The organism is Xanthomonas vasicola pv. musacearum NCPPB 4379 (assembly GCF_000277895.2).
In the GTDB taxonomy this organism is placed as follows: Bacteria; Pseudomonadota; Gammaproteobacteria; order Xanthomonadales; family Xanthomonadaceae; genus Xanthomonas; species Xanthomonas vasicola.
Window position 1 is genome coordinate 4,103,692 of the sequence record NZ_CP034655.1, and the last position, 15,425, is coordinate 4,119,116.

Consider the following 15,425-nt stretch of genomic DNA (forward strand, 5'->3'; position numbering starts at 1 on the left):
CGACCAAGGGCCTGCGCGCGTTGTGCAGACCTTTCGTCGTTAGCAGTTCCTGATTTTCTGAAAGCAGCAGTCCATCGATCTATTCATACACAGCGCTTCATTACCCTGCAATCAGTGGATGCGGCCCATAGCGTCACGCATCTGGATCAGCGCTCGTCGCAGCGACCCAACCACGTGACCCGCTACAGCTAAATCAACATCCCACCCGAGACTTCGATGCGTTGTGCATTGACCCAACCAGTGCCTGGTGCAAGCAACGCGGCCACCACCGGCCCGATATCGTCCGGTAGCCCGGGGCGGCCCAACGCAGTGACCGAGGACACCATCGCATTGACCTGCGCGTTATCGCGCACGGTGCCGCCGTTGAAATCGGTCTCGATCGCACCGGGCGCCAGCGTGTTGGCACGAATACCGCGTGCGCCCAGCTCTTTGGCCAGATAGCGAGTGAACACCTCCACCCCGCCCTTCATCATCGCGTAAGCCGATGAACCCGGCAGCGCAAAACGCGCCAGCCCGCTGGATACGTTGAGAATGCGCCCGCCATCGGCAATCAGCGGCAACAACGCCTGCGTCAAAAAATACGGGCCCTTGAGATGGATGGCGACCAAGGCATCGAACTGTGCCGGCGTGGTGTCGGCAAAGGCCGCGTGCAGGCCGGTGCCGGCGTTGTTGACCAGCGCATCGAACTGGCTGCGTCCCCAACCCGCCAGCACTTGCTTCAGCTGCGTGGCGAAGGCGGCGAAAGCGTCGGCATCGGCAACATCGAGCTGCAAGGCATGCGCGCGCCGACCACGCTTGTGAATCTCTGCAACCACAGCAGCGGCCTCATCGGCCTGGCTGCGGTAGGTGAGCACTATGTCGCTGCCGTTGACAGCGAGCGCAAGCGCCGCGTTGCGACCCAGGCCGCGGCTGCCGCCCGTTATCACGGTGATGGGTGTGGTGATGGTCGTCGACATGCGCGTACTCGGTGATTAGGGAGTAGCTAGGCTATTGCGTTTGCCGTGCCGCATAAATCCGCTCACCCTGATTGCACCGTTCAAGATCAACGACCAATCGATGGACACCATGGAGTCGTTGCGCGCTTTCCTGCGCGTGGCCGAGCTGGGCAGTTTCACCCGCGCTGCCGAAACCCTGGGGCTGCCGAAGGCCAGCGTCTCGACCGCCGTGCAACGGCTCGAAGCCTCGCTCGGCACCCAGCTCCTGCACCGCACCACCCGGCGTGTGCAGCTCACCGGCGACGGCACCGCGTTCTATCAGCGCAGCCGCGACCTGCTCGATGACATGGACGAATTGCAGAGCATGTTCCAGCGCGAGCGTAGCCAGTTGCGTGGGCGCTTGCGCGTGGATATGTCGGCTGGCATCGCGCGCCACTTCGTCATACCGGCCTTGCCTGCCTTTCTGGCGCAGCACCCGCAGTTGCAAGTGGAAATCAGCGGCACCGATCGACGCGTGGATGTGGTGCGCGAGGGTTTCGATTGCGTGCTGCGCGTTGGCACGCTGGAAGACACCAATCTGGTCGCGCGCCCGCTCGGTGCTTTTCGCATCGTCAGCTGCGCCAGCGCGCAGTACCTCGCCCGCCGCGGCACACCGCACTGCCTGGACGACCTGGCCCAGCACGATCTTGTGCACTACGTGCCCACGCTGGGCCAGCGCTCGCCCGGCTTCGAGTACTACGACGGGCAGGCCTATCAACTGCTGCCGATGCGCGGCCCGGTAACGGTGAATAACGGCGATGGCTATCTTGCTGCCGCGTTGGCGGGGCTGGGCATCATCCAGGCGCCGGCCAGCCCGCTACGTGCGCATCTGCATAGCGGCGCACTGGTCGAAATCCTGCCCAATTTGGCCGTAGAACCGATGCCGGTCACGTTGCTCTACGCACAGCGCCGCCATCTGCCGCAACGCGTACGCGCCTTTATGGACTGGGTGGCCGATGTGATGGCGCCGCATCTGCGGCCGCTATCGCAATAAGCGGCACGCGCATCAGCGCAGCCTGCTGCGCGGCCACTGGAGTCATGCACAGCAAATGCCGGCATCGCGGTTTCTTGTAGCGCACGCGTAGCGTCGTTGACGGCCAGAGCATCGCGCAGGTGTTGTTCAATGACACAGCACACGTTTCAGAGCAACACACCTGGATATCCGTGCGCTGCAGTGATCGTGCGATGAACGTAACTGACACGTCTGTTACGCCATATCTGCAAGCCGCTCTGAGTCAGGCACACATACAAAAGGCACAGACATCTTCGCAAGATGTCTGTGCCATTTATCAATCACCTCAAGCGTCACCAACGCCCGATGTGGTTCTTAATCAGAACGTGTAGTTGAAGGTCAGCATGCCGTTACGCGATGCGCCCCATGCGCCGTAGCCACCGTTGAACTGCGCGTAGTAGCGCTTGTCGAGCAGATTATCGACGTTGAGCTGTACCGAAAACTGCGGCGACAGGCGGTAGCGCGCGAATGCGCTGACCAGTGCGTAGGCACTCTGCTGGAAGGTGCCATATACCTAGTCCACATAGTACGAACGGTTTTGCCAGTTGACGCCACCGCCCACGGTCAGATCGCTCCACGCGCCCTGCGGAGCGTAGCTACTGAACAGCTTGATGGTGGTGCGCGGCAGCTGCGTGTTGATCGATGTGCCGCTGTCGTCGCGCACGGTGTAATGGGACGCACCGAAGGTAGCATTCCAGCCCTGGGTCAGACGCCCGGACAGTTCGAAATCGAAGCCTTCGCTGACCACGCCATTGGCTGCTACGTAAGCAAAATCGCTGCTACCCGGAACCAAAGTCGTCGTAGCCACACCCAAGTTGTCCTGCTCGATGCGGAATACTGCCAGCGAGGCGTTGAGCTGATCATCGAACCACGCTGCCTTGACGCCGGCTTCGTAGCCCTTGCCGCTCAACGGTTCCAGATAGCCGCCATTGGCATCGCGCAGGGTCTGCGGGTTGAAGATCTCGGTGTAACTAACGTAGGTCGACCACACATCGTCGATGTCGTAGACCAGACCGGCGTATGGGGTGACTTCCTTCTGGTTGTCGGAGAACGGCAGCAATCCCTGGGCCGCGTCGAAGTTGCAACCATCGATCTGCCAATCGGTATAGCGCGCGCCCACCAGCAGCGTCAGCGGATCGGCCAGCGAGAAACGTGCAGCCACATAGGCGGCCTTCTGCTTGATGGTGCCTTCGCTCTGTACCGCGCGCGGGCTCCAGTTGGGCTCCGGGTACGCGCCATTCCAGCCAAGGTAGCTGTCCAGCGGCGCCGGGGAATCGAAGGTGCCGTTATTGACGTACTCGCGGCGGTTGTAGCTGGCGCCGGCCACCAATTGATGCTCACGGCCGAACAACTGGAACGGGCCTTCCGCATACACATCGGCGCCATCGGCCTTGCGCTCGGTCTGGTAGTTGCCCGAATACGGCACCACGCCGCCACCGGTGGCGCGATCGAAACCGAAGATCGTGTAGTACGGATAGAACAGGTGGTTCGTCGCTTCGGTCTCTTCGTGGCTCACATTGGCCTTGAGGGTCCAGCCGTTGTCGAAGCTCTGCTGCAGGCTGGCGAAGGTGCGCTGCAGACGCGTGTCCCAGAACGTCCAGTCGGCCGCCGGATTGAACGAGCGCTTGTAGTCGGTGCGCGTGCCGTCGCTGTAGAACAGCGGGAAGCCGCCCCAGGTGACATCGTTCGATTCCTTCTTCTGATACTCGTAGCCCACGCTCAACAGCGTGCTATCGGTAAGGTCGGCATCGATGATCGCCGAGCCGATCTTCTTGCGCAGGCTGTAGCGGTCCATGTCGGATTCGCCGTCCTGATACACGCCCACCACGCGTGCGCGCACGGTGCCTTCGGGACTCAACGGCACGGTGACATCGGCTACGCTGCGGGTCTTGTTGAAGTCGCCGCCACCCACCGACACGGTGCCGGTGAAATCGCGGCTGACCGCATGCTTGCGCACCAGATTGATCGAAGCCGACGGGTTACCAGAACCGGTCAACAGACCGGTCGCACCGCGTACCACTTCCACGCGGTCGTACAGCGCCAGGTCCAGCGCCGAATCGCCGTAACTCCACGCCTGCTCCATGTACACGGGCATGCCATCGAACTGGTAGTTGTCGATGTAGAAACCGCGCGCATAGAAATCCACCCGTTCGCTGTCGTTCTGCGACGCGGAGATCCCGGTGACGTTGTTGAGCACGTCGGTGATGCTCTGCAGGTTCTGGTCGCCCATGCGGTCGCGGGTGATCACGGTAACCGACTGCGGAATCTCGCGCAGCGCCAGGTTCATGCGCGTCCCGGCAGAGGTTTTTTCCACCGTGTAGCCCTTGGCCTGCTCACCCTGCACGGTCATCCGGTCCAGCGTGGTGACCTCGGCATCGGCGGCGGCGGGCGCTTCGGCCAGGGCCTGGCCGGCGGCCAGCGTGCACAGCGCAGCGAACAGTGCGCATGGCAGGGCGTGGCGGCGGGCGCCCGCAGAAACAAGACGCATTTCGGTACTACGGTTCATCGGGTGACTCCAACGCAGACGGATCGGGCCGCACGCACCGCACAGGCATAGCGCCGGCAACAAGGGGGAGAACGGGGTGCCTTAGCACCGGCAACGCGGTATTTTAATGGGAATGATTCACATTTTAAATAGATAGATTGAAAGTTCGTTCCGCAACTGCCCCCATTCGAGGCAATCCTTGCAGTCGAACTCGCATAGACGCGACGCCCGGAACCGGAAGCCGCAGAACAGGTGGCTGACGCAATGACGGAACGCCATGCAACGGGGATCACATGGAGAAATGCTGGATAGCTGTCGCTTTAGTGCTGTTTTGCGTACCGGGAGTGAGCGCTGCAGCGTCAGGAAAAACCTCGTTGAATGACGCTTGTCGTGTCCCCGGCAACGCCGTGCACGAGGCAGGTCTTGTCCAGATTGGAGGCATCCAGCAATGGGTCACGATCGAAGGCCAGGACTGCCGCAATCCCGTGGTTCCCGTGGTGCTGATCGTCCATGGCGGGCCAGGCAACCCCAACACGCCGTTCGCGCATCGCCTGTTCAGCAGCTGGACGCGCGACTTCACCATCGTGCAATGGGACCAGCGCGGCTCCGGCAAGACCTAGACCGCAAGCAAGCCTGCCGGGGGGCGAGACGCTGACCATGCAGAGGCTGACCCAGGACGGTAGCGAGGTTGCCCGCTATGCCACGCAACGGCTGTGCAAATCCAAACTCATCCTGATGGGTGGATCGTGGCTCGGCACTGGCGGTCACTATCACCAAGGCCAGTCCCGAGCTGTTCCACGCCTATGTCGGCACGGCTCAACTGGTCAATTACCAGGACGACATGGCGGCAAGCTAGGTCAAAACGCTAAGCCTGGGCCGCGCAGCCGGCGATGCAGATGCGATCGGCAAACTGGAGGAGATCGGCGCACCGCCATGGACCAGCCCGCGCAATTTCGGAATTCTGCGGCGTGTGACGCGTAAGTACGAAGCCCTGAGCACCGAGCCGGCACCGGAAGACTGGTTCACCTTCGCAGCGGAATACGACACCCCCGACTACCGCGCAGCCTATGAGGCCGGGGAACACTATTCCTTCCTGCAGTTCGTCGGGCTGGCAGGCGATGGTATGGGCCCGCAGATCAACCTGCGCACACTCGGTCCGCAGTTCGCCATGCCGGTCTACCTGATCCAGGGCGAACAGGATCTGGTCACCCCGGCCCAGATCAGCAAGGCGTATTTCGATGGTCTGTCTGCCCCGAGCAGGGAATTCCTGCTGCTGCCCCGCACCGGACACGATCCCAACTCGCCGATGATGGAGGCACAAGTGAAGGTGCTAGGCAGGATCCGCGCATCGGCGCTGGCCAACGAAGCGCACTGAAGCACGCCACGCTTCCGTTGAACGATGACGCATCGCGCATCGCGCATCGCGCATCGCGCATCGTGCATCGTGCATCGTGCATCGTGCATCGTGCATCGTGCATCGTGCATCGTGCATCGCTCACGAGGCTCAACAAAAAAGCCGGCTTTCGCCGGCTTTTTCTTCAACGCAACACGCGAGGCCTTACAGCGCCTTGGCCGCCGCAACCACATGCTCTGCGGTGATCTTGAAGTACGCATACAGCCGATCGGCCGGCGCCGAGGCACCGAAGGTGTCGATGCCGACGACGTCGCCATCAAGACCCACGTACTTGCGCCAGAAGCCGGTCACGCCCGCTTCCACCGCCACACGCTTGCGCACCGCGTTCGGCAACACCGATTCGCGATAGGCCGCATCCTGACGGTCGAACACATCGGTCGACGGCATCGACACCACACGCGTCTTCAGGCCAGCCGCATCCAGGGTCTGCTTGGCTTCCACCGCCAGGCCAACTTCCGAACCGGTGGCGATCAGGATCACATCCGGCATGCCGCCTTCGGCATCGGCCAGCACGTAGCCACCGCGTTCGATCAACTTGATCTGTTCGGCGCTGCGCGGCTGATGCTGCAGGTTCTGGCGGCTGAAGATCAGGCAGCTTGGGCCGTCCTTGCGGGTGATGGCCGCCTTCCAGCTCACTGCCGATTCCACCGCGTCGCCCGGGCGCCACACATCGTTGTTGGGGATGTAGCGCAGCGAGGCCAGGTGCTCTACCGGCTGATGGGTCGGGCCGTCTTCGCCCAGGCCGATCGAGTCATGCGTGTACACGTGAATCGCATGCGCCGGGTTCAATGCGCTCATGCGCACGCCATTGCGCGCGTAATCGCTGAACACCAGGAAGGTGGCGTCGAACGGAATGAAACCGCCATGCAGCGCGAGACCATTTGCAATGGCGGTCATGCCGAACTCGCGCACGCCGTAATACACGTAGTTGGCGTCAGGGTCGTCGGTGGCCACCGACTTGCTGGCCTTCCACAAGGTGAGGTTGGAATGCGCCAGATCCGCCGAACCGCCGATCAACTCGGGGAGCAGCGGGGCGAACGCTTCGATCGCCAGCTGCGAGGCCTTGCGCGAGGCAATCGTCTGGCCGTCTTCCTGCGCTTTAGCGATGTAGGCATCGGCCTTGGCGATAAAGTCGGCCGGCAGCTCGCCATGCGAGCGGCGGGTCAGTTCGTCGGCTTCACTGGCGTGCTGCTTGCTGTACTTGTCGAACAGCTGTTCCCACTCGGCCTGACGCAAGGTGCCGGTACCGCCTGCACGCCAGCCGGCGTAGATCTCTTCGGGAATTTCGAACGGGCCGTACGGCCATTCCAGCGCCTTGCGTGCGCCTTCCAGTTCTTCCTTGCCCAGCGGTGCGCCGTGTGAGGATTCCTTGCCGGCCTTGGTCGGTGCACCGAAACCGATCTTGGTACGGCAGCAGATCAGCGTGGGCTTGTCGGTGTTCTCCAGCGCGGTCTCGATGGCGGCCTTGATCTTCTCGGCGTCATGCCCGTCCACATCGCGGATCACATGCCAGCCATACGCCTCGAAACGCGCCGGGGTGTCGTCGCTGAACCAGCCGGCGGTGTTGCCGTCGATGGAGATCTGGTTGTTGTCCCAGAACGCGACCAGCTTGCCCAGGCCCCAGGTACCGGCCAGCGACGCGGCTTCGTGCGAAATGCCTTCCATCAGGCAGCCGTCGCCCATGAACACCCAGGTGCGGTGATCGACGATTTCCAGCTCCGGGCGGTTGTAGCGCTGCGCCAGCAATTTCTCGGCCAGCGCAAAGCCCACCGCGTTCGCAAACCCCTGCCCGAGCGGACCGGTGGTCGTCTCCACGCCGGGGGTTTCGCTGCGCTCCGGGTGACCGGCGGTCTTGCTGTGCAACTGACGGAATTGCTTGAGCTGCTCGATCGGCAGGTCGTAACCGGACAGGTGCAGCAGCGCGTACTGCAACATCGAACCGTGACCGTTGGACAGTACGAAACGGTCGCGGTTGAACCACTGCGGGTTGTTGGGGTTGTGCCGGAAGAAATCATTCCACAGCACTTCGGCGATATCGGCCATGCCCATTGGCATGCCGGGATGACCGGACTTGGCGGCTTCGACCGCATCTGCGGCAAGGAAACGGATGGCGTTGGCCAGCTGGCGGCGGGTGGGCTGGGTCATGGGCGTCTATGGAAGCGGAGGGAACACCGCTGGAAGCGGAGCCGCTTATTCTCCCACACAGTGCGTTAGGGGAATCGGGAGTCAGGAATGGAGAATCGGATGCAGTGTTGCCGGTTGGTCGGTGCGATCACCCGCGCGCCCAGCCACCGCAGCGATGCGGCAAGCCTTACCGTCACACCCAACGCCCGCAACAGCCTGCTTTAACGATTCCCTATTCCCTATTCCTCGCCCTTGGCCACCAAGGTCGTCAGTGCCAGATCCCCGGTCACGTTCAACGCCGTGCGGCACATATCCAGGAAGTGATTGACGCCCAGGATCATGCCGATGCCGACCGGGTTCACGCCGACCATCGCGCAGATCAGCGCCACCACCGGCAGCGAGCCGGACGGCACGCCGGCGGTGCCGATCCCGCCCAGGATGCAGACCAGCATCACCATAAATTGCTGGCCCAGGCTCAGATCCACATTGAAGAACTGCGCCAGGAAGATCACCGTCACGCCTTCGAACAACGCAGTGCCGTTCTGGTTGGCGGTCGCGCCCACGGTCAGCACGAAACGCGACACGCGCGGCGGCAGACCCATCTCGTCGGCCACACGCAAGGCAGTCGGCAGGGTGGCATTGCTGGAGGCGGTCGAGAACGCCATCACCGTCGCTTCCTGGGTCTGCCGGAAAAAGCCCAACGGAGAGCGCCCGGCGAACTTCACCGCCATCCCGTAACTGACCACCATTTGCAGGCCGAGCGCCAGCACCACCACGCCCACGTAAGCGCCCAGGCGGATCAGCAGGTCGAAGCCGAACAACGCGGCCAGGTTGAACATGAAGCAGGCCACCGCATACGGCGCCAGCCGGATCACCAGCCCGATCAAGGTCATCGAAATTTCGAAGATGCCTTCTATACCGCGCCGCAGCGTGGCGACCTTTTCATCGGCAGTCAGCACCATGCCTACGCCGAACATCACCGCAAAAAACATCAGCGACAGGATCGCGCCATTGCTGGACGCTGCCGCAATCACGTTGCTGGGCACGATCGACAGCAGCATGTCCATGCCCTGCGGCTGAGTGCCGGAGCTTGAGATGATCTCGCGGGTGCGTTCGGCGTTTTCCTGGATCAGCTGGTTGGCCAGTTGCGGGTCCACGCCCGCGCCGGGCTTGAGCACATTGACCAGCACCAATCCCAGCAGCACCGCCACACCGGACAGCACCACCGTGTAGCCCAGTGTGCGCCACCCCACCCGTCCGAGCGCGCGGATGTCGCCCATCTCAGAGATGCCCATGACCAGCGCCGAAAACAGCAGGGGCACGATCAGCATGAAGATCAGATTGAGGAAGATCTGCGAAAACGGCGTGGTGACGTACTTGGTCACCAGACGCACCCAATCGGCATCGCTGCCGGCCAGGTAATACACAGCCAGACCCAACAACAGGCCAACGGCGAAGCCAATTCCCATTTTCCAATGCAAGGGCAGGCCCGGGCGGCGCGCGGCTGAGGATGCTGTCATCTGGTCAGGCCTTGGTGGACACAAAGACCGAGCTTAACAAACGCCATCAATGCGGCCAGCTACCCGGGGTGCCCCTGCGCACCTGCTGCGGGTAGCTTCACGATGTCGGGTGAGGCCAGCGTTTCCCCGATGGCTGTAGACCTTGCTGCTTAGGCACAAAGAGCAAGAGCCGGCATTTCGAGTCGTCGCGACGGCTAAGTGTCATCAGATGCTTTTCGTCGAGCCCCTTGTGTCGATTGCGCGATGCCCGCACCGCTCGCGGGGCACGCCGTAAACCCCTCCATGGTGGCTCGATGGCGGCATCCGTGCCGCCAACGGTTCCGCAATCGGCAAGGACACCGCTCCCAGACAGTTGGTCGGTAGTCGGGCGAAAGACTTGATGTTGCCTGGCGGACGATGGGCAGCGGATCAGACGTACCGTGATCCGAACAACGGCTTAGCCAAGCCCGCTTACAACCACGCACAACGACCAACTTGAGTGGTCCTTGCCGCCCACCATCGCGGGCCCCTTGGCGGCATGGATGCCGCCAAGGGGCTTACAAGCACGTACTTGCAGCGTGTCCCGCGATGGTGCTCGGGCAAGGACCCTGCAGCAAAGCCGCAGCGCCAACGCTCTCGCTCACCGCCGCATAGTTGGCAGATCACACATATCCAAAATCAACGTGTTATCAGCGCTGCAAGGCAGTGTCGCCGCTCAGAGCGTGCAAAGGCGCCCCATGAAACGTGACGAGCGACTGTTACGTGAGTGGGGAGGGCAACCGAAGAATCGAAATACCGTTAATTTCAAACCATTACTGGCGCTGAGGCACTTGTGCAGGACTGCGCAGAAGGTTGTCAGTCGTTCAAAGCCGCCCTCGATGCAACGCGGTCAATCAAGGCGCAGAGGGATACAACGGCGCCAGCACCTCCGGCTCGGCCGCGCTCGCATGCCGCCAACGCGGCCCCTTGGCGAACGCCTCGCGCAAGGCGGCGCGCGCGCCGGTCACATCGCCGTCGCCGCCCCAGCGCGCGCGTTGCATACGCGCAACAGCTGCCCGCTGCGCCGGATCTGCCAATGCCGCCAACACTGCGTCGATATCGGCAACGCCGGCCATGCCGCAGAGCACCGCCGCCACATCGTCCATGCCGCCGGTATCGAGCGCGCGGCGCAACTCGGCCACGCCGTGGGTCGCGCGTCTGCCCGCAGCGGGCACCGCGCTACCATTACCGTCATTGCCGCTTGATCTACCGCTCGGAGCACCACGCCAACGCAGCAATGCCCACACCAGCGTGACGACCCACAAAAACGCAAACCCGATCGCCGCAGCGATCCAGCCCCATGGCGGTCGCGCAGGCGATGGTGCTTGCAGAGCGAGCGGCCGATCCGTCGTCGGCGCCGATTGATCGGGCGCCGGGTTCGCAGCCGATGACGGCGCAGGTGTCGCAAACGCACCGCTGCCTGCCGCGACATCCAGCGTCAGATCGGGCAGTGACGCAGTCTTGGCTGCACCTGCGGCCACATCCCACCACGCCACCTGCAACCCAGGGACCACCAACGGACCGGCGCGGTTGGGCACGATCGAATAGCGTCGGGTCAATCGCAGCTGCGGCGAGCCGTCCACGAAGCGTTCTTCAAACTGCGGCGGCTCGGCGAAGACCTGCGCGTCGGGCACGCTGGGTGTCGGCAGTTCGGGAAACTGCGCCTGGGTGGCGCCGCGGGCACTGGCTTCCACGACAAATTGCGCGGCCTCACCGGCGGTCGCCCGCTGTGGCGTGGTCGTGTAGCGCAACTGCAGGCTGCCCAACGGCAGCCACGGCTGCGGCGCGTTGGCCGGTTGCGCGCGTACCTGCAACGGAATGCTGGCACTACGCGCACTTAGCTCACCGTTGCCGCGCCCGAAGTAGTCGTCGAAAAACCCACCCACCGACCGCCCGTTGAAACGGGCCGGGGGCAGCAGCAGGCGGCCGCTACGCTCGGGCACCAGCAGATAGCGTCGCTCCACCACGTTGTACTGGCGTCCATTGAGCACCTTGACCGAACTGACGTCATCGCCGACGCGCTGCATCGATGCACCATCGGGCGCCTCAAGATCCAGTTCGCCCGATGCAAGTTGGCTGGCGAAGTACAACCGCACCACCACGCCCACGCTTTGCTGCACGTAGGGCTGCGGGTCGTCTACCCGGGTTTCGACAAAGGCTTCTTCATTGCCCTGAGCTGCACTCGGCGCGCCAGCAGCGCTGCCGGAACTGCTGGCGGCGTCGTTCGCCGAGCCAACCACCTGCAAGCGCAGCGGCTCGGTGCGCTCGTTGCCCACGCGGATCGCCGGCACGATCAGTTCGCCACTCTTGCGCGGGGTCAGCACTACACCGAACAAGGCACGCACCGTCACCGAACTATTGGTCACCTGCATCTGCTGATTGGCGCTCTTGGCACCCAGCGAAAAATCGCTGCGCAGTGGTGTGTAATCCGGGTCGACGCCGCGTTGATCGGTTTCGATATTCAACATCACGACGTCGCCGGCATTGGCGCTGTCGCGATCCAGCCACGCGCGTGTAACAGCCCCCGCCGGCGCGCACGCCAACACTGCTACGCTGGCCAGCATGCCGATTGCCGCGCGACGCAAATGGTGTCTGCCGATCATCGTCCGTCCCGTTGCCTGCGTTCGTATTCGAGCCTGAATTTGGTACGCAGCAGGCTGCCCGGATCGTCCGGCACCCGCCGCAGCCACGCGTCCACCGCCTGACGTTGCTCGCGTTGTTCCGGCGTCTCGCCGGCGACTGCGGCCTCCTGCTTGCCGCTGGTACCCGCCTGCTTGTCGCCCGCCTGCGCCATGGCCTGCTGCATCTTGCGACGCTGCGCCTCGTCGGCCTGCTGCTGCGCCTTGGCATCGGCAGACTGCGGCGGCGTGTCCTGCTTGCGTTGCTCGCCCTGCCCGTTCTTGGACTGCGCATCTTGCGACTTGCCGTCCTTCGGCGGCGGCGCATCAGAGGGCTTGTTTTTGCCGTCCTGCTGGTTCTGCCCATCCTGGCCGGATTGCTTGTCTTGTTGATTCTGGCCCGACTGCTGTTGCTCCTTCCCGTCCTGACCAGATTGTTTCTGATCCTTGGATTGGCCTTTGCCATCCTTGCTGTTCTGCTGACGCTTGCGCGCCGCATCGACCGCCGCGCGGTTGGCGATGGCATCCTGCTGATTCGGATGTTGCTTGAGCGCGCGGTCGTAGGCTGCGATTGCCGCGTCGTACTGGCCTTGTCGCGCCAGCGCATTGCCCAGGTTGTACAGCCCCTCATCGGTTGGCACCGCTTCGAACGCCTTCTGCGCCGTCGCAAAATCGCCTTTGCGATACGCCTGCACACCGGCATCAAGACGCTGTTGTTGCACCTGATCGGCACGCTGCCACAAGCTGCCATTGGCCGCGTGCGCAGGCTGCGCCAGCGGCAGCACGCAGACCATCGCCAACACTGCCACCACCGCGCGGCGGCGAAACGCCAGCAAGGCCAGCAGCATCACCGGCAGCACCAGCCAATAGCCTTCGTCGAGCCAGATATTGCCACCGTCGGACTCGGCGGTTTCATCTGCCAATGGCTGCTGTGACGGATCGAGCACGCCCAAGGCACGCAAATCCGCATCGTCCGGTGCGATGCGTGCATACCGTCCACCGCCCTGCCCGGCCAGGTCGCGCAGACTGCCTTCGTCGAGCTTGGCCTGCGCAATCTCGCCGCTGGCCATGCGATACGCCGCGCCACGCTCGCCGCCAACGCCAAGCGCAGAAACGGTGAAGCCGCGCGACCGCGCCGTGCGCGCGGCACTTTCGGCGGAACCATCCGCGCTATCGCTGACCAGCAGAATTTCGCCTTGCTTGAAGCCCGCTTGCTGCAACAACTGAGCGGCCGCATCGATGCCCCGGTCCGCACGCTTGCCGTCGACCGGCATCACCGACGGCGACAACGCATCCAGAAACAAGGCTACATTGGCACTGTCTTCGGTCAGCGGCGCAACCGTAAAGCTCTCGCCTGCATAGACCAGCAACGCCACCTCGCCACCGGCGCGCTTACGCAGCAGCGTCGCCAGTTTCGCGCGCGCCTGCAGCAGGCGCGATGGCGGCAGGTCGGTTGCGTTGGTACTGGACGATAGATCCAGCACCACCACCAGCGGCATGCTGGATTGATACACCGGGCGCTCGGTCTGGCGCCAACTCGGTCCGCTCATCGCCACCACGGCCAGCGTATACGTCAATGCGGCCAGCACGAATCCCAGCCACCCGCGCCGGCCGCCGGACACCAATAATTTCGACAGCAGATGCGCATCCACGCTTTGCCGCCAGACATCCGCATTGCGGCGACGCCAGTGCCACAGCGCTCCCGCCGGCACGATCGCCAGCAGCGCCCACAACAGCAGCGGACGCATTAGATGTAACGCCTGCAGCGACCCGGCCAGCTCGGTCAGCGCATTCATCGCCACCTCCGCGGCAGCACATACGCCAGCAGCGCAATGACGATGGCTGCGCCTAATGGCCAGTAGTAACGCTCGACGCGCGGCTGCACCGAAGGCCCAAGCCCCTTGACCGGTTCCAGCCGATCCAGCTCGGCATAGATGCCGGCGAGTTCTTCAGTGTCGCGGGCGCGGAAGAAACGTCCTCCGGTCTGCTGGGCAATCTTGCGCAGCCCTTCTTCATCGATATCGTCGTTGCCGCCGGCCGGAATTGGAACGCCGAACAAGGAATAGCCGCCACTGCCACCGAACGCGATGGTGTGTACGCGCACGCCTTCGGCCTTAGCGAGTTCCGCGGCTTTCAACGGATTAAGCACGCCAGCGGTATTGACGCCATCGGTGAGCAACACCACCACGCGCTGGCCCTGCTTCTGTTCGCGCAGGCGCTTGACCGACAACGCGATCGCATCGCCAATCGCGGTTTCGCGCCCGGCCAAGCCCACCACGCTATCGCGCAATTGATCGCGTACGGAAGTCAGATCTGCAGTCAACGGTGTCAGCGCATACGCGCGTTGGCCGAACACCAGCAAGCCAACGCGGTCGCCGTCGCGCCGATCCAGGAAGTCCGACAGCACCGCCTTGGCGGCAGTGAGGCGGTCCACCACCTTGCCGCCGAGCACCATGTCCGGCTCGCTCATGCTCCCCGACAGATCCACCGCCAACATCATCTGGCGCGCCTCGCGCGGCGGCTGAATCACCTCGCCCAGCTGCTGCGGACGCGCCAGTGCGGCGCACAACAGCAACCACCCCAGCCATGCCAGCCAACGCGGCATCCGCAACGACGGCGCACTTTTCGCCTGCGCCACCGCCTGCAACTGCTCCGCATACGGCACGCGCAGCGCAGCCGCATCGGCGCGACGTTGCGGCCACAACCACATCAGCAACGGCAGGGGCATCAACCACCACGCCCACGGCCAGGCACAGTGCGCCAGCGCATCCTGCCACTGCGACCACTGCAGCCAGTTCATCGCCGTCCCCGCATCAGCGCCACGAAGCGCTGCCGCGCCAGCGCTTCGATCGCAGGCAGATCGCTCACCACGGGCGCACGCTGGAAGCCGCCTTCCAACACGGCGCGACCAGGGCCTTGCGAAAACCCGTGGTCCTTGCTTTTGCGACCATCCAGAAACTGCAGCCACGCATCGCCCTGCAAGCGATCGGCGTGCGGATCGACGCTGCGCCCCGCACGCCGCAACAGCATCGATATCGCCGCCAGACGCTGCGCCGGCGTAGTGGCGCGCTGTAATTCGGCATCGAAAGCAGCCAACCAGCGACTCTGCCGCTGACGACCGCGCCACCACCACACCCAGGCGCCGCCTATTACCAGCACGATGACCGCAATCACCAACCACCAGCCAGGCGCCAGCGGCCACCACGATGGCGACGGCGGCAGATGGACATCACGCAGCGGCAGCGATTGCGGCGACATCG

The 15,425-nt window shown here is 63.6% G+C and carries 8 protein-coding genes and 2 pseudogenes; 2 read left to right on the plus strand and 8 right to left on the minus strand.

All coding sequences use genetic code 11. From position 1 onward, the window contains the following. Positions 1-188 precede the first annotated feature (188 nt). Complete coding sequence (locus tag KWO_RS18925) at positions 189-956, minus strand: SDR family NAD(P)-dependent oxidoreductase (protein WP_010377063.1); 768 nt, start codon at positions 954-956, stop codon at positions 189-191. Positions 957-990: 34 nt separating this feature from the next. Between KWO_RS18925 and KWO_RS18930 the strand changes: the two genes are divergently transcribed. After that, positions 991-1,968 (plus strand): LysR family transcriptional regulator, encoded by a 978-nt coding sequence (locus tag KWO_RS18930; RefSeq protein WP_010377065.1) that lies wholly within the window; start codon positions 991-993, stop codon positions 1,966-1,968. 337 nt (positions 1,969-2,305) lie between these two features. Here KWO_RS18930 and fhuE read toward each other — a convergent pair. Then, a pseudogene (gene fhuE, locus KWO_RS18935) lies at positions 2,306-4,492 on the minus strand (ferric-rhodotorulic acid/ferric-coprogen receptor FhuE). Between the two features lie 353 nt (positions 4,493-4,845). Between fhuE and KWO_RS23420 the strand changes: the two are divergent. Then, positions 4,846-5,846: pseudogene (locus KWO_RS23420) on the plus strand (alpha/beta fold hydrolase). A gap of 183 nt (positions 5,847-6,029) precedes the next feature. On the opposite strand, the gene tkt reads toward KWO_RS23420, so the two are convergent. From tkt to KWO_RS18975, 6 genes are all read right to left on the minus strand, one after another. Beyond that, positions 6,030-8,030 (minus strand): transketolase, encoded by a 2,001-nt coding sequence (gene tkt, locus KWO_RS18945; protein ID WP_010364568.1) that lies wholly within the window; start codon positions 8,028-8,030, stop codon positions 6,030-6,032. Between the two features lie 218 nt (positions 8,031-8,248). Continuing rightward, entirely contained in the window at positions 8,249-9,529 is a 1,281-nt protein-coding gene (locus tag KWO_RS18950) for a dicarboxylate/amino acid:cation symporter (RefSeq protein WP_010364566.1), read from the minus strand. A gap of 872 nt (positions 9,530-10,401) precedes the next feature. Then, the gene (locus KWO_RS18960) at positions 10,402-12,150 is read right to left on the minus strand and encodes a BatD family protein (protein WP_017112982.1); all 1,749 of its coding nucleotides are present in this window, start codon (positions 12,148-12,150) and stop codon (positions 10,402-10,404) included. Next, on the minus strand, positions 12,147-13,961 hold the full coding sequence (locus tag KWO_RS18965) for a VWA domain-containing protein (protein ID WP_010364562.1): 1,815 nt from the start codon (positions 13,959-13,961) through the stop codon (positions 12,147-12,149). Before KWO_RS18965 ends, KWO_RS18960 begins: the two co-directional genes overlap by 4 nt. Continuing rightward, positions 13,958-14,965 (minus strand): vWA domain-containing protein, encoded by a 1,008-nt coding sequence (locus KWO_RS18970; protein ID WP_010364560.1) that lies wholly within the window; start codon positions 14,963-14,965, stop codon positions 13,958-13,960. The genes KWO_RS18965 and KWO_RS18970 overlap by 4 nt, the downstream gene beginning before the upstream one ends. Then, complete coding sequence (locus KWO_RS18975; protein WP_010377079.1) at positions 14,962-15,423, minus strand: DUF4381 domain-containing protein; 462 nt, start codon at positions 15,421-15,423, stop codon at positions 14,962-14,964. The genes KWO_RS18970 and KWO_RS18975 overlap by 4 nt, the downstream gene beginning before the upstream one ends. Between the last annotated feature and the right edge of the window lie 2 nt (positions 15,424-15,425).